The organism is Herbaspirillum sp. B65 (assembly GCF_000333555.1).
Lineage (GTDB): Bacteria > Pseudomonadota > Gammaproteobacteria > Burkholderiales > Burkholderiaceae_D > Herbaspirillum > Herbaspirillum rubrisubalbicans.
Genome location: NZ_BADI01000076.1, coordinates 17690 through 37977, shown reverse-complemented (window position 1 = coordinate 37977; position 20288 = coordinate 17690). Strand labels below are relative to the sequence as shown.

At 64.3% G+C, this 20288-nt stretch carries 20 protein-coding genes; 13 read left to right on the top strand and 7 right to left on the bottom strand.

All coding sequences use genetic code 11. The annotated features are described in order from the left end of the window. Positions 1-3 precede the first annotated feature (3 nt). Positions 4-921, bottom strand: coding sequence for a LysR family transcriptional regulator (locus I5W_RS01985; protein WP_017453757.1), 918 nt, complete (start codon positions 919-921; stop codon positions 4-6). A gap of 130 nt (positions 922-1051) precedes the next feature. On the opposite strand from I5W_RS01985, the gene I5W_RS01980 reads away from it, so the two are divergent. The 6 genes from I5W_RS01980 (at position 1052) to I5W_RS01955 (ending at position 6819) form a co-directional block, all read left to right on the top strand. Further along, positions 1052-1810 (top strand): 5-oxoprolinase subunit PxpA, encoded by a 759-nt coding sequence (locus I5W_RS01980; protein ID WP_044527991.1) that lies wholly within the window; start codon positions 1052-1054, stop codon positions 1808-1810. 40 nt (positions 1811-1850) lie between these two features. Next, a complete protein-coding gene (locus I5W_RS01975) occupies positions 1851-2099 on the top strand; it encodes an acetyl-CoA carboxylase (protein WP_017453755.1) in 249 nt (82 codons plus the stop codon). Between the two features lie 10 nt (positions 2100-2109). Continuing rightward, positions 2110-3498 (top strand): acetyl-CoA carboxylase biotin carboxylase subunit, encoded by a 1389-nt coding sequence (locus I5W_RS01970; RefSeq protein ID WP_044527990.1) that lies wholly within the window; start codon positions 2110-2112, stop codon positions 3496-3498. Between the two features lies 1 nt (position 3499). Further along, a complete protein-coding gene (locus tag I5W_RS01965; protein ID WP_044527989.1) occupies positions 3500-4399 on the top strand; it encodes a 5-oxoprolinase subunit B family protein in 900 nt (299 codons plus the stop codon). Beyond that, complete coding sequence (locus I5W_RS01960; RefSeq protein ID WP_044527988.1) at positions 4389-5366, top strand: biotin-dependent carboxyltransferase family protein; 978 nt, start codon at positions 4389-4391, stop codon at positions 5364-5366. Before I5W_RS01965 ends, I5W_RS01960 begins: the two co-directional genes overlap by 11 nt. Before the next feature lie 124 nt (positions 5367-5490). After that, positions 5491-6819 (top strand): purine-cytosine permease family protein, encoded by a 1329-nt coding sequence (locus tag I5W_RS01955; RefSeq protein WP_044527987.1) that lies wholly within the window; start codon positions 5491-5493, stop codon positions 6817-6819. Between the two features lie 116 nt (positions 6820-6935). Here I5W_RS01955 and I5W_RS01950 read toward each other — a convergent pair whose 3' ends face one another. The 6 genes from I5W_RS01950 to I5W_RS01925 form a co-directional block, all read right to left on the bottom strand. Then, on the bottom strand, positions 6936-7733 hold the full coding sequence (locus tag I5W_RS01950) for an ABC transporter ATP-binding protein (RefSeq protein WP_083893440.1): 798 nt from the start codon (positions 7731-7733) through the stop codon (positions 6936-6938). Then, a complete protein-coding gene (locus tag I5W_RS01945) occupies positions 7733-9523 on the bottom strand; it encodes a branched-chain amino acid ABC transporter ATP-binding protein/permease (protein WP_017453749.1) in 1791 nt (596 codons plus the stop codon). Before I5W_RS01945 ends, I5W_RS01950 begins: the two co-directional genes overlap by 1 nt. A gap of 10 nt (positions 9524-9533) precedes the next feature. Beyond that, positions 9534-10586 carry a branched-chain amino acid ABC transporter permease gene (locus tag I5W_RS01940; protein ID WP_044527986.1) on the bottom strand — a complete coding sequence of 351 codons (1053 nt, stop codon included), beginning with the start codon at positions 10584-10586 and terminating at the stop codon, positions 9534-9536. 148 nt (positions 10587-10734) lie between these two features. Beyond that, entirely contained in the window at positions 10735-12792 is a 2058-nt protein-coding gene (paaZ, locus tag I5W_RS01935) for a phenylacetic acid degradation bifunctional protein PaaZ (RefSeq protein WP_044527985.1), read from the bottom strand. Positions 12793-12901: 109 nt separating this feature from the next. Continuing rightward, on the bottom strand, positions 12902-14047 hold the full coding sequence (locus I5W_RS01930) for an ABC transporter substrate-binding protein (protein WP_044527984.1): 1146 nt from the start codon (positions 14045-14047) through the stop codon (positions 12902-12904). Between the two features lie 71 nt (positions 14048-14118). After that, complete coding sequence (locus I5W_RS01925; RefSeq protein WP_017453745.1) at positions 14119-14739, bottom strand: TetR/AcrR family transcriptional regulator; 621 nt, start codon at positions 14737-14739, stop codon at positions 14119-14121. Positions 14740-14996: 257 nt separating this feature from the next. Here I5W_RS01925 and I5W_RS01920 point away from each other — a divergent pair, with 257 nt between their 5' ends. The 7 genes from I5W_RS01920 to paaG all read left to right on the top strand — a co-directional run bounded on the left by I5W_RS01920 (position 14997) and on the right by paaG (position 20287). Continuing rightward, positions 14997-15599, top strand: a complete 603-nt coding sequence (locus tag I5W_RS01920) for a phenylacetic acid degradation protein PaaY (protein ID WP_044527983.1) — start codon at positions 14997-14999, stop codon at positions 15597-15599. Positions 15600-15712: 113 nt separating this feature from the next. After that, complete coding sequence (paaA, locus tag I5W_RS01915) at positions 15713-16699, top strand: 1,2-phenylacetyl-CoA epoxidase subunit PaaA (RefSeq protein WP_017453743.1); 987 nt, start codon at positions 15713-15715, stop codon at positions 16697-16699. Between the two features lie 95 nt (positions 16700-16794). Continuing rightward, complete coding sequence (gene paaB, locus I5W_RS01910) at positions 16795-17079, top strand: 1,2-phenylacetyl-CoA epoxidase subunit PaaB (RefSeq protein ID WP_006461548.1); 285 nt, start codon at positions 16795-16797, stop codon at positions 17077-17079. Positions 17080-17089: 10 nt separating this feature from the next. After that, positions 17090-17842 (top strand): 1,2-phenylacetyl-CoA epoxidase subunit PaaC, encoded by a 753-nt coding sequence (gene paaC, locus I5W_RS01905; protein WP_044527982.1) that lies wholly within the window; start codon positions 17090-17092, stop codon positions 17840-17842. Next, a complete protein-coding gene (gene paaD, locus I5W_RS01900) occupies positions 17737-18372 on the top strand; it encodes a 1,2-phenylacetyl-CoA epoxidase subunit PaaD (RefSeq protein ID WP_374702112.1) in 636 nt (211 codons plus the stop codon). Before paaC ends, paaD begins: the two co-directional genes overlap by 106 nt. Positions 18373-18422: 50 nt before the next feature. Continuing rightward, a complete protein-coding gene (paaE, locus tag I5W_RS01895; RefSeq protein ID WP_044527980.1) occupies positions 18423-19493 on the top strand; it encodes a 1,2-phenylacetyl-CoA epoxidase subunit PaaE in 1071 nt (356 codons plus the stop codon). A gap of 2 nt (positions 19494-19495) precedes the next feature. Then, the gene (paaG, locus tag I5W_RS01890) at positions 19496-20287 is read left to right on the top strand and encodes a 2-(1,2-epoxy-1,2-dihydrophenyl)acetyl-CoA isomerase PaaG (RefSeq protein ID WP_044527979.1); all 792 of its coding nucleotides are present in this window, start codon (positions 19496-19498) and stop codon (positions 20285-20287) included. Position 20288 lies beyond the last annotated feature (1 nt).

Below are 20288 nucleotides of genomic sequence, written 5' to 3'. Positions count from 1 at the left end.
GCCTCATCTCCTCCCACTACTCAACTGCGGCGTCAAAAACGACTGCCTGAAATACTCCCGCACGGCCTCCATCGCCGGCGTAAACTTCACCCCCTTGCGCCAGGCCAGCCCCACGTTCATGGCCGGCACATGATCCATCAGCAACACGGTCTCAATCCGCAATCCCTCCAGCGACCAAGGCCGATACACCAGGTCCGACAGGATCGCCACCCCCGACCCATTGGCCACCATGCTACGCACCGCCTCGATGGAACTGGTGCGCATGAGGATGTTGGGCTTGCGTCCGCTCTGGTTCCAGTAGCGCAGCGCGGTCTTGTCGGCCTCATCCACCGTCAGCAGGATGAAGGGTTCCGTCGCCACCTCCGCGAGATTCACCACCGAGCGCTCGCCCAGCCGATGGCGCGCCGGTAGCCATAGCCGCCGTACGGAACCGAACAAGGTCTCATACGCAATGTCACGATGGCGCAGGTTGGATGTGAGCACCACCGCCATATCAATATCGCCCTCCACCAGGCTCTGCTCGATCTCGGCGCGCTCCTTCTCGTGGACATGCAGCTTGATGCCCGGATAGGACTGCGACAAGCGCTGCAAATGGTGCGGCAAAAAATATCCCAGCACCGTATAACTGGCCGCCACCCGCAAGCTGCCGCTGGCGGTGTTGTCGGGCAGCGGGCTCTTCATCGCGTCGTCTACGCTGCGCAGAATCGAATACGCGTGATTGAGGAAATGCCGCCCGCTGTCGGTCAGGATCATCCCCTGCGGCGAGCGGATGAACAGCGGTGCGCCCAGCAGCGCCTCCAGTTCCTGGATGGCGCTGGTGACCGAGGATTGCGAAATGTGCAGGTGGATCGCAGCCTGTGATATCTGGCCGACTTCGGCGGTGGCGACGAAATAGCGGATCTGCCGGAGGGTGATGGCCATGTTGTGATGCCCTTCATAAGCTATCGGATTTTTCGATATCAAGCCCTCTGATAATACATCTATCCAATACCAACCTCGATTTCTATACTCATTTTCACGCGCTGATTCCGGCAGCGCAGGAGAGCACGAGATGAGAAAAATCGATCTGAATTCGGACATGGGCGAAGGCTTCGGTCCCTGGACCATCGGCGATGGCGTCGATGACGCCATCATGCCCCTGATCAGTTCAGCCAATATCGCCACGGGTTTTCATGCGGGCGATCCCAACATCATGCGGCGCACGGTGGAACAGGCGCGGCGCCACGGCGTGGCCATCGGCGCCCATCCAGGCTTCCGGGATCTGGTCGGCTTCGGTCGCCGCCATCTCAATGCCCCGGCCACCGAGCTGGTCAACGACATGCTCTACCAGTTGGGCGCGCTGCGCGAGTTCGCCCGCCTCAACGGCATGAGCCTGCAACACATCAAGCCCCATGGTGCGCTCTACATGCACCTGGCCCGCGACGAAGAGGCGGCGCGGGTGTTCGTGCAGACCCTGCGCCAGCTGGACTCGAACTTGCTTCTGTTCTGCATGAACGGCTCGGCGGTCTGGCGCGTGGCGCAGGAACTGGGGCAGGCGGTGGTCTGCGAGTTCTATGCCGATCGCGATTACGACCACAGCGGCTCGATCGTCTTCACCCGCCGCGTGGGCGCACTCGATCCCGACCAGGTGGCCGCCAAGGTATTGCGGGCCTGCCGCGAGGGCGTGGTGCGCACCGTCGACGGGCAGGATATTCCGATCCGCTTCGACTCGGTCTGCATCCACAGCGACACCCCCGGGGCGCTGGCCCTGGTCCAGGCCACGCGCGCCAGCCTGGAGGCGGCCGATATCGCAGTAGCCGCACCGCGCTAAGTCAGTACATCGTCACGCATCATCACAAAGGAGAAAAGTCATGGCAGTCCACGAAGTGCACTCACCTTTGCCCGGCACCTTCTATCGCCGGTCCAGCCCGGAGGCGCCGCCCTATGCCGAGATCGGCGATGAGGTCCAGGCCGGTGCGGTCATTGGCCTGATCGAAGTGATGAAACAATTTACGGAATTGCAGGCCGAGCAAGGCGGCAAGCTGATCGGTTTCCATATCGAGAACGGCGATCCGGTCGAACCGGGCCAACTGGTGGCCTCCATCGACAGCGCCGCCTGAGGAGCAGGTGATGAATTCTTCCATCCACAAGCTGCTGGTGGCCAATCGCGGCGAGATCGCGGTGCGCATCATTCGCGCTGCGCAAGCGCTGGGCATCCCGACGGTGGCCGCCTGCAGCGAGGCCGATCAGGATTCCCTGGCCGCGCGCATGGCCGATGAAGTCCAGATCATCGGCCCGGCCCGCGCCGATCGCAGCTATCTGAATGGCGAGGCGCTGCTGCACGCCGCGAAGTCCAGCGGCGCCAATGCCATCCATCCGGGTTATGGGTTCCTGTCCGAGAATGCGGACTTTGCCGAGGCGGTGACGGCGGCCGGCTTGATCTTCGTGGGGCCGCAAGCCGAGACCATCCGCCGCATGGGCGACAAGGCCGAGGCGCGGCGCACCGCTGCCGCAGCGGGGGTGCCGGTGGTGCCGGGCTCGCCGGGCGAACTGGAGGATCTGCCATCGGCCCTGGCTTGCGCCGAACAGATCGGCTATCCCCTGCTGATCAAGGCCTCGGCCGGAGGCGGTGGGCGCGGCATCCGCATCGCCCACGATGCGGCCGAGCTGGCGCGTGAATTCCCGGTGGCGCAAGGCGAAGCCAAGGCCGCCTTCGGGTCCGGTGCGGTCTACCTGGAGCGCTTCATCGGCCAGGCGCGCCATATCGAAGTGCAGATCCTGGGTGATGGCCAGCGCGCCGTACACCTGTTCGAGCGCGAATGCTCGCTGCAACGTCGCCGCCAGAAGGTCTTCGAAGAAGCCCCCTCGCCGGCGCTGACTCCGGCCCAGCGCAGCGCCTTGTGCGACAGCGCGGTGCGCCTGGCCGAGGACTTGCGCTATCGCGGTGCGGGTACGCTGGAATACCTGTTCGATGCCCACAGCGGCGAGTTCTTCTTCATCGAGATGAATACCCGCATCCAGGTCGAACATCCGGTCACCGAGATGATCACCGGCATCGACCTGGTGCAAGCCATGTTGCGCATTGCCGGCGGCGAGCCGCTGGCGTGGCAGCAATCCGAGATCCAGATGGAAGGCGCGGCACTGGAGATGCGCATCAATGCCGAAGACCCGGCACGCAACTTCTTCCCCTGCCCTGGCACCGTGGCCGAACTGAGCTGGCCGCAAGGTCCAGGCATCCGTGTGGAAAGCCACCTGTACCCCGGTTACCGCGTGCCGCCCTATTACGATTCGCTGCTGGCCAAGCTGGTGGTGCACGGCGCCGACCGCGCGCAAGCCATCGCCCGCGCCCAGGCCGCGCTGGCCGCCACGCAGTTGACCGGCATGGCGACCACGCTGCCGCTGCACCAGTGGCTGCTGGCCGATGAACGCGTGCGCCACGCCCGCTTCGATACCGGTGCGCTGGAAAGCTGGCTGGCCGAACGCGCCGCCCAGCGTAGCGCGCAACTAGAGGAGGCATGAGATGTCCACCCGCTTAGCTACCGCAACCCCCGCCATCCGTTACAGCATCGCCGGCGATGAACACCTCTTTGCCGAGGTGTCGGAGGCGATGTCGCTGGAGGCCTTCTTCCGCGCCATGGCCATCACCCGCGCCGTCGAGCAGTTGGCGCTGCCGGGCGTGCTGGATGTCTGCCTGGCCAATGCCTCGTTCCAGATCCGCTTCAACCCCGACCTGATCCATCCGCTGGAGCTGCTGGAACAGGTCAAGGCACTCGAAGCCAGCACCACCACCGAGCGTCGCATCCAGACCCGCATCATCGAAATCCCGGTGCTCTACGATGATCCCTGGACCAATGAAACCCAGGCGCGTTTTCGGGACCGCCACCAAGACCCGAGCTCGACCGACCTGCAATACGCGGCGCGCATCAATGGTCATGCCGATGTCGCCGCCTTCATCGCAGCCCACAGCGGCAGCCCCTGGTTCGTCTCCATGGTGGGCTTCGTGGCCGGCTTGCCCTTCATGTTCCAGATGGTGGAGCAACACCAGCAATTGCAGGTACCCAAGTACCTGCGTCCGCGCACCGACACGCCCAAGCTGACGCTGGGTCACGGCGGCTGCTTCGGCTGCATCTACTCGGTGCGCGGGGCCGGTGGTTACCAGATGTTCGGGGTCACGCCCGCGCCCATCTATGACCCGCAACAGGCCCTGCCCTACCTGCAGGAATCGATGGTGTTCTTCCGTGCCGGCGACATCGTGCAATTCAAACCGATCACCCGCACCGACTACGATGCCGCCATCGCGGCGGTAGAAGCGGGGCGCTTCGACTTGCGCATCCGCCCCGCCAGCTTCGACCTCGACGCCTTCCAGGCCAACCCCAAGGCCTGCATCCAAGCCCTCAAGGAGGCCCTCCATGACGATTAAGGTCAAACAGCCCGGCCTGGCCACCTCGGTGCAGGATGGCGGGCGCGAAGGTTATTACCACCTCGGCATTCCGCCCTCGGGCGCACTGGACCAATATGCCCTGCGCGCCGCCAACCTGCTGGTGGGCAATGCCGCCACCACCTCGGCACTGGAATGCACGCTCCTGGGCCCGCAACTGCAGTTCCAGCGCGACGCCCTGGTCGCGGTCACCGGCGCCCGGATGCAGCCGCGCGTGGATGGACTGGAACAGCCGCTGGATACCGCTTTCAAGGTGCGCAGCGGGCAGGTGTTGAGCTTCGATTACCCCAAGTCCGGTGCGCGCAGCTATATCGCCATCGGCGGCGGCATCGATGTGCCGGTGGTGCTGGAAAGCCGCTCCACCTATGGCTTGGGGGCTCTGGGTGGATGGCAGGGACGCAAGCTGGCCAAGGACGATGAAATCCCGCTGGGCCGTCCCAGCGCGCAGGCACTGGAAGGCCGCGCCCTGCCCTTGTCGCTGGTGCCGGTGTATGCGCGCCAGACGACGCTGCGCGTGGTGCCCGGCCTGTATATACATCGCCTCACCGATGACGCCGTGGAGCGCTTCTTCGCCGACACCTGGACCGTCGGTTCCGAAGCCGACCGCATCGGCTACCGTTTCAAGGGCGGCCAGCCCATGCAATTCAGGCCGCGCGAGCAACCCTTCGGCGCCGGCTCGGATCCCTCCAACATCGTCGATGCCTGCTATCCCATCGGCTCGATCCAGATCCCCGGCGGCCTGGAACCCATCGTGCTGCTGCGCGACGCGGTTTCGGGCGGCGGCTACGCCACCATCGGCACCGTCATCAGCGCCGACCTCGACCTGATCGGGCAACTGCAACCCAACCACCAGGCGCAGTTCGAACGCGTCACGCTGGAACAGGCGCTGCAGGCCCGACGCCATTACCAGCAGCGCTTGCAGCGCCTGGGCAGTCTGTTGAACCTCTAGACGTATCACCCTCTCCCTGCCACAACACCAGGCTCACCCGCCTGGTGGGGGGAGCTGCTTGCTTGCAGCTTGATTTCATCCAGCCTCATCGTTACCACCCTTTCATCTCTTCTGGAGAACTAACATGGCCGGCTTATCACAAACGCAGAACAAGGAAATCGACCTCTCCACCCAAAGCATTCCCACCAGCGCCCGCATGGGCAAGCTCTCGCTGACGATGGCCTGGTGGGCCGTCTGCAGTGCGATCTTCTACATCGTGGTGGGGGCTTCGCTGGCGCTCACCTATGGCGCACGCAATGCCTTGATCGGCATGGTGCTGTCAGTCATCAGCTACGGGCTCATCAATGCCTGCATCAGCCGCTACGCCATGCGCACCGGGCTGTCGGTGGCGCTGTTCTCACGCATCCTGTTCGGCCGGCTGGGCGCTTCGCTGGCCACGCTGATCTTCTTTTCCACGGCGATCTATTACGCCGTCTTCGAGGGCTCGGTGATCGCCGTGGCCCTGCATCATCTGTATCCCTCGCTGCTCTATCCGGTGGCCGCGCTCATCGTGGTGCTCTATAGCGTGCCGCTGGTGTTTGGCAGCGTGCAGCACTGGCTGGACAAGTTCAACGGCGTGCTGCTGCCGTTCTACCTGCTGGGGTTATTGATGGCGCTGGTGCTGGCGGTGAGCCAGTATGGCTACCAGCCGCAGTGGCTCGACTTCGGCCCGGCGCTGCCGCCCGCCGACGGCTGGTGGAGCTGCTTCACCTATTACATGGGGGTGTGGGTGCTGATGATGTTCACCTTCGACTATGCCCGCTTCGGCAAGCCGGAAGATGCGACCTACCATGGCCGCTTCAATTTCGGGATGCCCTTCTACCTGGTCACCATCCTGCTCAATGGCGCTGCCGGCATCTACCTGGCCAGCAGCATCCCGCAGGAGGGCGCGCTCTCGGAAGTGTCGGTAGTGATGGCGATCCTGAAGCTGATGGGCGTCTGGGGCCTGCTCTTCGTATGGGTTACGCAGACCCGCATCAACACGGCCAACTACTACCTGGCCACGGTGAACATGCAAGCCTTCTTCGGCAACCTGCTGGGGCTGCGCGCCTCACGGCTGGTGTGGGCGGTGGTGGTGGGCGCGGTGGTGTATGGGCTGATGCTGGCTGACGTGTTTTCCTACCTGCTCAAGGCGCTGGCCTATCAGGGCGTGTTCGTGGTGGCCTGGGTGGGCGTGGCGCTGGCGCATATCCTCACTGCCAGCGAGCACGGCGTGGTGGCCGATGGCGCGCCGGGCATCAACCGCGTGGGGCTGGGGGCGTGGCTTTGCGGCGTGTTGCTGGGCTTCGTGCTGATGGAGATGGCGGGCTTCTGGCAGTCGCTGTCGGCGCCATTGACCTTTGTCGTGTCGCTGGGGGTGTATGCCTTGTTGCAGCAGCGGAGTCAGGCGATCAGGGGGATTGCAGGCGGCTAAACCTGCGACGACAGAACCGAGTCCTGGAAAACGTCGAGAATCGCACATTCAATGGGGTAAAAATGTCTAAAAAATACCCCATTCATGCATCCAAGTTGGGCCCCGCAGAGATCGGTTCAATGCCGCGCCACCCCCAGATAACTCTCCACGATCTTGCGATCCGCCGCCAACACCCCGGCCGGTCCCTCGCAGACCATCTCGCCCATCTCCAGCACATAGCCATGGTCGGCCACCTGCAAGGCGGCCCGCGCATTCTGTTCCACCAGCAAGGTGGCCACGCCGGTGCTGCGCAACTGGCTGATGATGGACAGAATTTCCTTGGTGATCAACGGCGCCAGTCCCAGGCTGGGTTCATCGAGCATCAGCACCTGCGGCTTGGCCATGAGCGCGCGGCCCACCGCCAGCATCTGGCGCTCGCCGCCGGAGAGCGTGCCGGCCGCCTGCTTGCGGCGTTCCTTCAGACGCGGAAACAACGTATAGACGAAATCCTGCTGGTCCAGGTAACCCGATTCCCCATTGCGCCGCCGCTTGTAGGCGCCCAGCAGCAGATTGTCTTCCACCGCCATGCTGGTAAATAATTCGCGCTTTTCCGGTACCAGCGACAGCCCGCGGGCCACGCGCTCTTCCACTTCCATCTGGCTCACATCCTCGCCCTGGAACAGGATACGGCCGCTGGCTGCGGCCCCGGCCGGCATGGCGCCCATCATGGCATTGAGCAGGGTCGACTTGCCCGCGCCATTGGGGCCGATGACGGTGACGATCTGGCCGGCACGCAGCGACAGCGCCGCATCGGTGAGCGCGGCGACCTTGCCGTAGCGGGCCGACAGGCCCGTCACTTGTAGCAGCACCGGGGCAGTAGTGGCACGCACTTCGGCCTGGCTGGGGGCGGGGGTCATCACGGTGGCAGCGGTCATCATTGGGCTCCTCCCAGGTAGGCTTCCAGCACGGCCGGGTGGACCTGGATCTGGGCCGGCGTGCCCTCGGCAATCTTGCTGCCGAATTCCATGACCACGATGTGGTCGGTCAATTGCATCACGAAGTCCATGTCGTGCTCCACCAGCAGCACCGCCATGCCTTCGCCGCGCAGCTTGTCCAGCAAGGCCGCCAGGGCTTGCTTTTCCTTCAGGCGCAGGCCGGCGGCCGGTTCATCCAGCAATAGCAGGGCCGGGTCGCAACACAGCGCGCGGGCGATTTCGAGGATGCGCTGCTGACCCAACGCCAGGCTGCCGGCAGGCCGGTGCATCAACTCGCCCAGGCCGACGCGTTCCAGTTGGCGCCGCGCTTCGCTCAAGATGCGCGCTTCTTCCCGTCGATTGCCCCGCACCAGGCTGGCCAGGATGCCGCGCTGGGGCGCGAATTCACCGCGCCGGAAAGCGCCCATGGCGGCGTTTTCCAGCACACTCATGCCCGGCACCAGTCGCACATGCTGGAAGGTGCGGGCAATGCCACGGCTGGCGATGTCGCGCGAGGACAAGCCCGCCAGCGATTGCCCGCGATAATCGAGCTTGCCGCTGGTGATCGACAGCACTCCGGTCACCAGGTTGAAGGTGGTCGACTTACCGGCGCCATTGGGGCCGATCAGACCGACGATCTCGCCCGCCTTGACCGAGAAGCTCACATCGTTGACCGCCACCAATCCGCCGAACTGCTTGCGGGCAGCCTGCACGTCCAGGATCACTTCGCCGCGCGTGGGCTTGGGGAGTTGCGCCAAGGCTGCTGCATCGGCCGGCAGGCGCGGCGCCAGGCGCCGTCCGAAGCGCGCTTGCAGGCGCGGCCACAGGCCTTCATTGGCGAACTGCAGGAAGATCACCAGGGCAATGCCAAAGACGATGGCCTCGAAGTTGCCGCCGGTTCCCAGCACACCGGGCAACCACTCCTGCAGGAAGTTGCTCAACACCGCCAGCAAGCCCGCCCCCAGAATCGCGCCCCACACGTAGCCGGCACCGCCCACCACCACCATCAGCAGGTAATCGATGCCGTACTTCAGACCGAAGGGCGTGGGATTGACCGCCTGTTGCAGGTGCGCATACAACCAGCCCGAGATCCCCGCCAGCACCGCTGCATAGACGAAGATGACGATCTTCAGCCGCGCCGTATCCACGCCCATCGCCTCCGGCATCACGGTGCCGAAACGGAGCGCACGCACGGCGCGACCGGCGCGCGAGTCGAGGAAATTGAGCACCGACACCAGCGCCAGGATCACCACCGCCCAGATCAGCAGGTACATCGAGGGGCCATTGCCGAACTCGACACTGCCGATGGCGATGGCGGGAATACCGTTGATGCCGTCATGCTTGCCCAGCATCTCCAGATTGCCGAACAGGTAGTACAGCGACAGCCCCCAGGCAATGGTGGACAACGGCAGGTAGTGGCCGGAGATGCGCATGGTCAGCGTACCGATCAGGAAGGCCGACAAGGCGGTCAGCGCGATGCCGGCCAGCAGGCCGATCCAGGGCGAAAGTCCAAACTGCGTGGTGAGGTAGGCCGTGGTGTAGGCGCCGATGCCGACGAAGGCAGCCTGGCCGAAGGAGATCAGGCCGGCCACGCCGGTCAGCAGCACCAGACCCAGGGCGACGATGGCGTACAGGCCGACGTAGGACAGCAGAGTCACCCAGAACGGTGGCAACCCCAGTGACGGCAAAGCCAGCACGATGGCGAAAAACAGCACCGGCAGCGCGGCGCGGTGCGATGTGAAAGCATTCATGGCGGCCTCCTCAGGCTTCTTCGTCGATGTGGTGGCTGGTCAGCGAGCGCCACAGCAGGATGGGGATGATGACCGTGAAGACAATCAATTCCTTGTAAGAACTGGCCCAGAAGGAAGAAAAACTCTCGATCAGCCCCACCGCCACCGAACCCAGCGCCGCAATCGGATAACTGGCCAGGCCACCGAAGATGGCGCCGACGAAACCCTTCAAGGCGATGATGAAACCGGACTCGTAGTTGACGATGGTGAAGGGCGCAATCAGGATGCCGCACAGCGCACCGATGCCAGCGGCCATCGCAAAGGACAGCTTGCCAGCCTGGTTGATGCCCACCCCCACCAGGCGCGCCCCCAGACGGTTGACGGCGGTGGCGCGCAAGGCCTTGCCGGTCAGGGTGCGTTCGAAGAAGACATAGATCACTGCGATCAGCGCCGCCACCGTGACCAGCACGATCACGCTCTGGCCCGACACCGGGCTCTCACCCAGGTTGAACTGCAGCTCGGTGAAGGGCCGCGTATTGGTCCCTTCCGGCCCGAACATCAGCAAGCCCAGGCCGACCATGGCCAGGTGCACACCCAGCGAGACGATCAGCAGCACCAGCACGCTGGAGTGCGCCAGCGGCTGGTAGGCCACGCGATAGATCATCGGCCCCATCGGTACCACGATCAAGAGCGCCAGCAAGATCTGCCAGGGCATGGCCAGGGCTTGCAGATCGAGGTAGCGCGTGACGGCATAGAGCGCCACCGGCAGCGCGATATGGGTCACCAGCAGCAACGGCAGGCGCCGCAGCAAGCGCGTGCGGGTAGCGGCCAGGCGCAGGGCGGTGCCGGCTTCCACCGCCAGGCTCACGCCGCCCAGCGCCACCAGCAGCAGCGCCGTGCCGGGCGCCTGGCCGTTCTGGATGGCCGCCAGCGTCAAGGCGCCGAAGGCGACGAACTCGCCCTGCGGCAGGAAAATCACCCGTGTCACTGAAAACACCAGCACCAGCGCCAGCGACAGCAGCGCATAGATGGCGCCGGTCGTGATGCCGTCCTGGATCAGCACGGTCAGAATGCTCGTATCCACTTGTCTCCTCCTGTTGATGCCGGCCGCCGCAGTTCGGGCTGCGACTGGCCGGTAGATGCCTGGTTCTTGTTTATATGAACCTTTTAGGCTTTTTTTCTGGTCTCTGGCGCGGATACCACTTGGTACATGAAGCTTTCTTCCAGCAACCCTAGGCCGGTTTCTTGGCCACCAGGGTCAGGATGTCGTAGGAAGCCACCAGCTCGCCGTCCTGGTTGCTCACCTCCACATCCCAGGCCACCACGCCCTGCCCCTGGCCGTTGGCGTCCTTCTTGTTGCGGTCGATCTTGCGCTTGCAGGTCAGGCGCGCCGAGATGGTGTCACCGATGCCCACCGGCTTGACGAAGCGCAGCGTATCCAACCCATAGTTGGCCAGCACCGGACCCGGCGCCGGCGAGACGAACAGGCCGGCGGCCGCCGAGAGCACGAAGTAACCGTGCGCGATGCGCTTGCCGAAGGGCGACTGGCGGGCCGAGATATCGTCGAAGTGCATGTAGAAATGGTCGCCCGAGAGACAGCCGAAATTGACGATGTCGGCTTCGGTGACGGTGCGGCGGTGCGTGGTGTGCGAATCGCCGATCTGCAGGTCTTCGAAGTAATGACGGAAGGGATGGATGCCCGAATCGCGCACCTGGGCGCCGCGCACGTGTTCTCCCACCACCGCGGACAGCATGGTGGGCGAGCCTTGCACGGCAGTACGTTGCAGGTAGTGCTTGACGGCGCGTGCGCCGCCCAGCTCCTCGCCACCACCGGCGCGACCAGGACCGCCATGCTTGAGCTGCGGCAGCGGCGAGCCGTGGCCGGTGGATTCGGTGGCGGCTTCGCGGTCCAGTACCAGCAGGCGGCCATGCCAGGCCGCCGCCACCGGAATGGCGCGCGCCGCCACGGCCGGGCTGCGCGTGACCAGGCTGGCCACCAGGCTGCCGCGGCCACGGGCGGCCAGGGCCAGGGCTTCATCCAGATCGTCGTAGGGCATCAGGGTGCTGACCGGGCCGAAGGCTTCCACTTCATGCACCGGGCTGCCGGCGCCGGTGTCGCGTGCCAGCAGCAAGGTGGGCGCGAAGAACGCGCCCTCGGCCACGCCCTCGCCTTGCGGCTGGAAGCTTCCGCCCGCACCCAGAATCACCTCGGCGCTCTGCTTCAACAAGGCCACCCGTTCTTCGACATCGCGCTGCTGGGCCTTGGAGGCCAGCGGCCCCATGCGCACCGACTCCAGCGCCGGGTCGCCCACCACGATCTTGGACAGACGTGCAGCCAGCCGTTCGGCCACCGCATCGACGTGCTGGCGCGGCACGATGGCGCGGCGAATGGCCGTGCATTTCTGGCCGGCCTTGGTGCTCATCTCGCGCGCCACTTCCTTGACGAAGAGCTCGAACTCTTCATCGTCGGCGGTGACATCGGGGCCGAGGATGGCGCAGTTCAGCGAATCGGCTTCGGCATTGAAGGGGATGGCATTGGCGATCAGGTTGGGATGGGCGCGCAGCTTGGCGGCGGTATCGGCCGAGCCGGTGAAGGTGACCACATCCTGTGCCTGCAGGCGCTCCAGCAGGTCGCCGGTGGCGCCGATGACCAATTGCAGGCTGCCCGCCGGCAGCAGGCCCGATTGCTGGATCAGGCGCACCGCGGCTTCTGTCAGGTAGCTGGTGGCGGTAGCCGGTTTGACGATGCAGGGCATCCCGGCCAGGAAGCTGGGGGCGAATTTTTCCAGCATTCCCCAGATGGGGAAGTTGAAGGCATTGATGTGGACCGCCACCCCGCCGCGCGGCACCAGGATGTGGGTGCCGGAAAAACGTCCCTGCTTGCCCAGCGCCAGGGCCGGGCCTTCGTGCACCAGGTTGGAGGAAGGGAATTCATTGGTGCCGATGCTGGCGTAGGCAAACAGCGTGCCGCTGCCGCCTTCGATGTCGATCCAGCTATCGTTGCGGGTGGCGCCCGTGTGCGCCGAGACGGCATACAGCGTTTCCTTGTGCTCCACCAGATACTTGCCCAGCGCCTTGAGGATCGCTGCGCGCTGCTGGAAGTCCAGCGCCATCAAGCCCGGCAAGCCTTGCCTGCGGGCATGGTCCAGCGCCTCGCCGAAATCGATGGACTCGGCATGGGTGCTGGCCACGGTGTGACCGTTGACGGCGCTGTGCAGCGCCTGGGCCGGGCTTTCGCCAAACCAGCGGCCGGCGATGAAACTCTGTAGCAGAGGGGGACGGGTAGTCATGGGAGGACTCCTGTAGACGGATTGCAGGTCAGTGATGGCAAGCCCGCACGCGGGCGATGGAGGCCCGGGTGCGAAGGGTGAAATACGGATGATGAAATCGGAATCAGGATCAGGGCTGGTATTGCCAGGCGCCATCGACGATCTTGACCATCACCGTGGCGCGCTGGTCCAGGCCCAGGTGATCGGTGGCCGACATGTTGTAGACGCCATGCACGCCCGTGACCTCCTTGGTGGCTTCCAGCGCATCACGCAGGGCCGCACGGAATTCCGGCGTGCCTGGCTTGGCCCCCTTCAATGCCGCCGGAATGGCCGCTTGCAGCAAGACCCCGGCATCCCAGGCATAACCGCCGAAGAGCGACACGCTGCCCTTGCCATGGGCGGCTTCATACTTGCCGGTATAGTCCAGCGCTACCTTGCGGATGGGGTTGCTGGCCGGCAGTTGCGCCGCTACCAGCACCGGGCCGGCCGGCAACAAGGTGCCGTCGAGCATCTTGCCGCCCACGCGCAGGAAGTCGGCATTGGCCACGCCGTGGGTCTGGTAGATCTGGCCCTTGAAGCCACGCTCCTTCAAGGCCCGCTGCGGCACCACGGCCGGGGTGCCGGAGGCGGCAATGAGGATCGCATCGGGCTTGGCCGCCACCAGCTTCAGAGCTTGCGCGGTGGCCGATGTATCGTTGGGGGCGAAGCGCTCATTGGCCACCAGTTCCAGCTTCTTGATGCCAGCGGCCTTCTTGAATTCTTCATACCAGCCTTCGCCATAGGCATTGGCATAGCCGATGAAGGCGATGCGCTGGTAGCCGCGGGCCACCATGTCCTTGGCGATGGCCAGCGACATCATGATGTCGTTCTGCGGGGTCTTGAAGACCCATTTCTTCTTGGCGTCCATGGGCTCGACGATGCGCGCGGCGGCCGCCAGCGAGATCATCGGGGTCTGCGCCTCGGCGGCCACTTCGGTCATCGAGATCGAATTGGGGCTGATCGAGGAGCCGACGATGACGTCCACATTGTTTTCAGTGACGAAGCGGCGCGCATTCTTGACCGCCTGCGTGGTGTCGGAGGCGTCATCGAGGACGATGTAGTTGATCTTCTGCCCGGCGATGCTGGTGGGCAAGAGCGCGATGGTGTTCTTTTCGGGGATGCCCAGCGAAGCGGCCGGGCCGGTGGTCGATACGGTGACGCCGACGTTGATGTCGGCGTGTGCGGCCAGCGCGCAGCCGGCCAGGGCCAGCGCCAGCAAAGGGCGAGCAAACTGCATGGAGGTCTCCTTGATGTGTTGTCATTGTGGTGCTGCACGCCTGCAATGACGCTCGCGATCAAGGGCTCACGTCATCGTTTCTTCTTTCCTGCGCCGTCCAGGCTCACGGCGCCGATCCCGCCAAACAACAGGTCGGCCACGACCACGGCCATGCGTTCATGGGTCAGCGCGCCATCGGGCTTCAACCACATGAACATCCAGTTGATCATGCCGAACAACAACATGGCCAACGGCTTGGCCATGCGACTGCGATCCAGTTCCGGCCGTACCGCGCACATGGCCTCGGCGACCGCCTTGACGACCTTGCGCTCGCCGTTGAGGATGCGCTTCTGGTCTCCCGGCTCCAGGAAACGCACATCCTCGGTCAGTACCCGATGCTCGTTCTGCGCATCGCTGTATTCCTCCACGAAGCGCTGGATCAGCAGGCGCAGACGCGGCTCGGGGAGCAGATCCTGCTCGGCCACTTCATCGACCAGGGCACACAGGCGATCGATGTGGCCCTCGCAGATGTGCATGAGCAATTGATGCTTGTCGGCAAAGTAGTGATACAACGAAGCCTTGGACAGGCCGCAGGCCAGCGCTACTTCATTCATCGATGTGCCCACGAAACCGTTGCGCGCAAACAGGGCGGCTGCCTGTTCGACGATGGTCTCGCGCTGGTTGTCATATCCCGCTGCACGCTTGCGTGGCATAAGTGCGTCCTCTTCGATATTTCCGCAAAAGTCATGATTGTGCCGTAAATCAAAACTCTGGCGAAATATCTGCGTTCTGCCTGCACCAGCCACCCTGCCCTGCCCTGCCCAACACCGCGATGCATCTCCGAGACGGTCAGAAAAAATCTTCAAAACATTATTGACCAACCGGTCGGTCGAAATTATTATTCCTCAAAAAACAGCCACAGGCAAATGGTTTTTCCGTCTCATCGGGAAAACCGAAAAAGGAGACGGCAATGCCTTGTTATTCGATCGAAGGCGTGATCCCGGTAGTCGCTGCGAGCGCCTATGTGCATCCCACGGCGGTGCTGATCGGCGACGTCATCATCGGGCCGGACTGCTATGTCGGCCCGGCCGCCTGCCTGCGCGGCGACTTTGGCCGCATCGTGCTGCAGCGAGGTGCCAACGTGCAGGACACCTGCGTGATCCACGGTTTTCCCGCCCACGAGACGGTAGTGGAAGAAAACGGCCACATCGGCCATGGCGCCGTGCTGCACAGTTGCACCGTCAAGCGCGATGCGCTGGTGGGCATGAATGCGGTGGTGATGGATGAAGCGGTAGTGGGTGAGCAAGCCATCGTGGCGGCCTGCGCCTTCGTGCGCGCCGGGATGCAGATTGCCCCGCGCAGCCTGGTGGCGGGCGTGCCGGCCAAGGTGGTGCGCGAACTATCGGCAGAAGAGCTGGCCTGGAAACAGGCCGGTACCCGCACCTATCACGACCTGGCCCGGCGCAGCCTGCACAGTCTGCGCGAGGTCAGCCCCTTGCGCGAGCTCGACGCCAACCGGCCAGCGCTGGCCGCGCCCCTGGTCGAACCGCTGATTGCGGCCAAGCGGGCTTAGTCACAAGCGTTACCAGTTTTTCAGTGTTCAGTTTGACGCACCCGAAGCGGGCCGATACGGCCAGGACCCTTTACGTCCATCGCCAGGGCTGCCCCTTTTCATGGAGAAGCACCATGTATGCACAACTCGTAGAAACCGGACTGACCAAGGTGCGCAGCATCGAGGACATGTCCCCCGAAGAACAGGCCTTCCAGGCGCGCATCGATGCCGGTGTGAAGATCGAGCCCAAGGACTGGATGCCGGAGGCCTATCGCAAGACCCTGGTGCGCCAGATCTCGCAGCACGCCCACTCGGAAATCGTCGGCCAGCTGCCCGAGGGCAACTGGGTCACGCGCGCCCCCACGCTGGAACGCAAGGCCATCCTGCTGGCCAAGATCCAGGATGAGGCCGGCCATGGCCTGTATCTCTACAGCGCCGCCGAAACCCTGGGCGTATCGCGCGACGATCTGCTGGCCGAACTGCACGCCGGGCGCGCCAAGTATTCCAGCATCTTCAACTACCCCGCCATCAGCTGGGCCGACATGGGCGCCATCGGCTGGCTGGTGGATGGCTCGGCCATCATCAACCAGATCCCGCTGTGCCGCTGTTCCTTCGGCCCCTACTCGCGCGCCATGGTGCGGGTGTGCAAGGAAGAATCCTTCCACGCCCGCCAGGGCTACGACATCATGCTGGCGCTGTGCCGCGGCACGCCCGAACAGAAGCAGATGGCGCAGGATGCGCTGAACCGCTGGTGGTGGCCGGCGCTGATGATGTTCGGGCCATCGGATGCCGATTCGGTCAACAGTGCCCAATCGATGCAATGGCGCATCAAGCTGTTCTCCAACGATGAACTGCGCCAGCGCATGGTCGACCAGACCATCCCGCAGATCGAATACCTGGGCCTGACCGTGCCCGACCCCGACCTGAAGTGGAATGCCGAACGTGGCCGTTATGACTTCGGCGCCATCGACTGGGACGAATTCAACAACGTGGTGCGCGGCAACGGCCCCTGCAACCGCGAACGCCTGGCCACCCGCAAGAAAGCCTACGACGACGGCGCCTGGTTCCGCGATGCGCTGGTGGCGCACGCCGACAAGCGCGCGGCGCGCAAGGCGGCCTGAGCCGTCAATACTCATTTTTCTGAATCGCTTCATCTCACAACCCTGCCAGTGGCCGCCCGACCAAGGACGGCGGCCCGCCAACAAGGAACCGCATCATGAGCAAGGAATGGCCTCTCTGGGAAGTCTTCATCCGCAGCCAGCACGGTCTGGCCCATAAACACGTCGGCAGCCTGCACGCCCCCGATGGCGAGATGGCCATCAACAATGCGCGCGACGTCTATACCCGCCGCAACGAAGGCGTGGGCATCTGGGTGGTGCGCGCCGCCGACATCGTCTCCTCTAGCCCCGGTGACAAGGCGCCGTTGTTCGAGCCGTCCAACAGCAAGGTCTATCGTCATCCGACCTTCTTCCCCATGCCGGCCGAGTTGAAGAATCTGTAAGGGGCCGACCATGACTAGCAAAACCGATTACGTGCGACGCCTGGGCGACAACGTCCTGGTGCTCTCGCAACGTCTGTCCGAATGGTGCGGCAAGGGCCCGGCGCTGGAAGAGGACATGGCCTTGATCAACGTCTCGCTGGACCTGATCGGCCAGGCCCGCCTGTGGCTGGCCTATGCCGGCGAGCTGGAAGGCGCCGGCCGCAGCGAAGACCAGTTGGCCTTCCTGCGCGACGCCCACCAGTTCCACAACCTGCTGCTGGTGGAACTGCCCAACGGCAGCTATGCCGATACGCTAGCGCGCCAGTTCCTCTTCGACGTGTGGCATTACTTCCTGCTCGAAGGCCTGTGCGCATCGAGCGACGCGCGCATCGCCGAGATCGCCCAGAAGTGCTTCAAGGAAGTGACCTACCACGTGCGCCGCAGTACCGACCTCATCATCCGCCTGGGTGACGGCACCGAGGAAAGCCATCGGCGGATGCAGGAAGCCATCGATGCGCTGTGGATGTACACCGGTGAACTGTTCGCCGCCGACGCGCTCGATCACGCCATGCACGCCGCAGGCGTGGCGCCGGCGCTGGACGAGTTGCGCCAGAAATGGCAGCAGCACATCACCGAGGTCATCGCTGAGGCCACCCTGCGCCTGCCGGCGGCGGGCCTGTGGATGCAAAGCGGCGGCAAGCAAGGGCGGCATACCGAGCACCTGGGCTATCTGCTGGCCGAGATGCAGTTCCTGCAGCGCAGCTATCCGGGAGCCAACTGGTGAACCAGATCACCACCCGTGCCGAGGTGCTCCAGGCGCAGATCTGGGCGTGGCTGGAAGCCATCCCCGATCCCGAGATCCCGGTGATCTCGGTGGTGGACCTGGGCATCGTGCGCGCCGTCGAGGTCTCGGATGAAGATGCCGCCGCGGCACGCTGCACGGTGGTGATCACGCCGACCTATTCCGGCTGCCCGGCCATGGGCGTGATCGCCCAGGACATCGGCGTGGCGCTCAAGCAGCATGGGCTGGTGCAGGTGACCATCCGCACCCAGCTGGCGCCGGCCTGGAACACCGACTGGATGAGCGAGAAAGGTCGCCGCAACCTCAAGCAATACGGCATCGCGCCCCCGGCCCAGCAGGTGATCGACATCAGCAGCATCCATCTCAAGCGCCACGCCGCGCCGCAGGTGCCCTGCCCGCGCTGCGGCTCGACGCACACGGTCTGCGTGAGCCAGTTCGGCTCCACCTCCTGCAAGGCGCTGTACCAGTGCAAGGACTGTCGCGAGCCGTTCGACTACTTCAAGGCCCATTGACATTGACATCGAGCCCGCGCTCGGGCCACCAGAACAGAAGGCACAACATCATGAGCAAATTCTATCCATTGACCATCTCGGGCGTGAAGCAGGAAACGCGCGACACCATCGTGGTCTCCTTCGCCCTGCCAGCCGAGTTGCAGGACACCTTCGCCTACCAGCAGGGCCAGCACCTGACGCTGCGCTCGCACCTCAACGGCGAGGAACTGCGGCGCTCCTATTCGATCTGCTCGGCGCGCCAGGACCGGCAGCTGCGGGTGGCCATCAAGCGTGTACCCGGCGGTCTGTTTTCGAACTGGGCCAATGAATCCTTTGTCCCGGGACAAAGCATCGAGGCCATGCCGCCCATGGGCCAGTTCAACGTGCCGCTGGATGCGGCCAACCGCAAGCATTACCTGGCCTTTGCCGCCGGCAGCGGCATCACGCCCATGCTGTCGATCATCAAGACCACGCTCCTGGCCGAGCCGCACAGCCAGTTCACGCTGGTCTATGCCAACCGTGCGTCTTCCTCGGTGATCTTCAAGGAAGAACTGAGCGACCTCAAGGATGCCTACCTGGAACGCTTCAACGTGGTCTATGTGATGAGCCGCGAACAGCAGGATGTGGAATTGTTCAACGGCCGTATCGACCGCGCCAAGTGCGATGCCTTCTTCGCCTCCTGGATCAAGTTGCAGGACATCGACACCGCCTTCCTGTGCGGCCCGCAAGAGATGGTGCAGGCGGTGGCCGATTCTCTGCAGGCGCATGGCATGAGCAAGGCGCAGATCAAGACCGAATTGTTCAGCGCCGGCACCAGCGTACGCGAGCACGCCGCGCGGCCGGTGGTGGGCAAGACGGAGTGCGAAGTGACCGTGATCGTCGATGGCTATCACAACGTCTTCACCATGGACAAGGAAAAGGAATCGGTGCTCGATGCCGGCTTGAAGCACGGCATCGACCTGCGCTATTCCTGCAAGGGCGGTGTCTGCGCCACCTGCCGCTGCAAGGTGGTCGAAGGCAAGGTCGACATGGATGCCAACTATGCGCTGGAAGACTACGAGATCGCCCGCGGCTTCGTGTTGAGCTGCCAATCCTTCCCGGTCAGCGACAAGCTGCTGCTGGACTTCGACCAGGACAACTGACCATGAGCGCCCCCTCCATCCTCTTCGAGAACCAGGACGGCGTGGCCGTCATCACGCTCAATCGCCCCGACAAGCTCAACAGCTTCACGCTCGCCATGCACCTGGAACTGCGCGAGGCCATCGCCAGGTTGCAGGCCGACCCCGGCGTGCGCGTGCTGTTGCTGACCGGTGCCGGACGTGGCTTTTGCGCCGGCCAGGACCTGGGCGACCGTGCCGTCACCCCCGGCGACGAGGCGGTCGACCTGGGCCACTCCATCGACCAGTATTACGGCCCGCTGGTGAAGTCGCTGCGTGCGCTGCCCTTCCCGGTGATCTGCGCAGTCAATGGCGTGGCCGCAGGCGCCGGCGCCAACCTGCCGCTGGCCTGCGACATCGTGCTGGCGGCGCGTTCGGCCAGTTTCGTGGAAGTGTTCTGCAAGCTGGGACTGATCCCCGACACCGGCGGCACCTACTTCCTGCCACGCCTGGTGGGCACGGCCCGCGCCATGGGCATGGCGCTGCTGGGGGAAAAGATCAGCGCCGAACAAGCCGAGCAATGGGGCCTGATCTGGAAGTGCATCGATGACGATCAATTGATGCCGCAGGCGCGCGCCATGGCCGCCCAGTTCGCCAAGGCGCCCACCCGCGGCCTGGCCGCCACCAAGGCCACGCTGTATGCCAGCCCGGCCAATACCCTGGCGCAGCAACTGGACCTGGAACGCGACACCATGCGCGAGCTCGGCCATAGCCGCGATTACCGCGAAGGCGTGAGCGCCTTCCTGGAAAAGCGCGCACCGCACTTCACGGGACAATGAC

Bases quoted from the DNA above. Each gene is read 5' to 3' on its own strand.
- paaE (WP_044527980.1), top strand. From the start codon at position 18,423: ATGAGCAAATTCTATCCATTGACCATCTCGGGCGTGAAGCAGGAAACG.
- paaB (WP_006461548.1), top strand. From the start codon at position 16,795: ATGAGCAAGGAATGGCCTCTCTGGGAAGTCTTCATCCGCAGCCAGCAC.
- I5W_RS01975 (WP_017453755.1), top strand. From the start codon at position 1,851: ATGGCAGTCCACGAAGTGCACTCACCTTTGCCCGGCACCTTCTATCGC.
- I5W_RS01985 (WP_017453757.1), bottom strand. From the start codon at position 921: ATGGCCATCACCCTCCGGCAGATCCGCTATTTCGTCGCCACCGCCGAA.
- I5W_RS01945 (WP_017453749.1), bottom strand. From the start codon at position 9,523: ATGAATGCTTTCACATCGCACCGCGCCGCGCTGCCGGTGCTGTTTTTC.
- I5W_RS01960 (WP_044527988.1), top strand. From the start codon at position 4,389: ATGACGATTAAGGTCAAACAGCCCGGCCTGGCCACCTCGGTGCAGGAT.
- paaA (WP_017453743.1), top strand. From the start codon at position 15,713: ATGTATGCACAACTCGTAGAAACCGGACTGACCAAGGTGCGCAGCATC.
- I5W_RS01980 (WP_044527991.1), top strand. From the start codon at position 1,052: ATGAGAAAAATCGATCTGAATTCGGACATGGGCGAAGGCTTCGGTCCC.
- paaZ (WP_044527985.1), bottom strand. From the start codon at position 12,792: ATGACTACCCGTCCCCCTCTGCTACAGAGTTTCATCGCCGGCCGCTGG.
- paaG (WP_044527979.1), top strand. From the start codon at position 19,496: ATGAGCGCCCCCTCCATCCTCTTCGAGAACCAGGACGGCGTGGCCGTC.
- I5W_RS01965 (WP_044527989.1), top strand. From the start codon at position 3,500: ATGTCCACCCGCTTAGCTACCGCAACCCCCGCCATCCGTTACAGCATC.
- I5W_RS01970 (WP_044527990.1), top strand. From the start codon at position 2,110: ATGAATTCTTCCATCCACAAGCTGCTGGTGGCCAATCGCGGCGAGATC.
- I5W_RS01925 (WP_017453745.1), bottom strand. From the start codon at position 14,739: ATGCCACGCAAGCGTGCAGCGGGATATGACAACCAGCGCGAGACCATC.
- paaC (WP_044527982.1), top strand. From the start codon at position 17,090: ATGACTAGCAAAACCGATTACGTGCGACGCCTGGGCGACAACGTCCTG.
- I5W_RS01955 (WP_044527987.1), top strand. From the start codon at position 5,491: ATGGCCGGCTTATCACAAACGCAGAACAAGGAAATCGACCTCTCCACC.
- I5W_RS01930 (WP_044527984.1), bottom strand. From the start codon at position 14,047: ATGCAGTTTGCTCGCCCTTTGCTGGCGCTGGCCCTGGCCGGCTGCGCG.
- I5W_RS01920 (WP_044527983.1), top strand. From the start codon at position 14,997: ATGCCTTGTTATTCGATCGAAGGCGTGATCCCGGTAGTCGCTGCGAGC.
- I5W_RS01950 (WP_083893440.1), bottom strand. From the start codon at position 7,733: ATGACCGCTGCCACCGTGATGACCCCCGCCCCCAGCCAGGCCGAAGTG.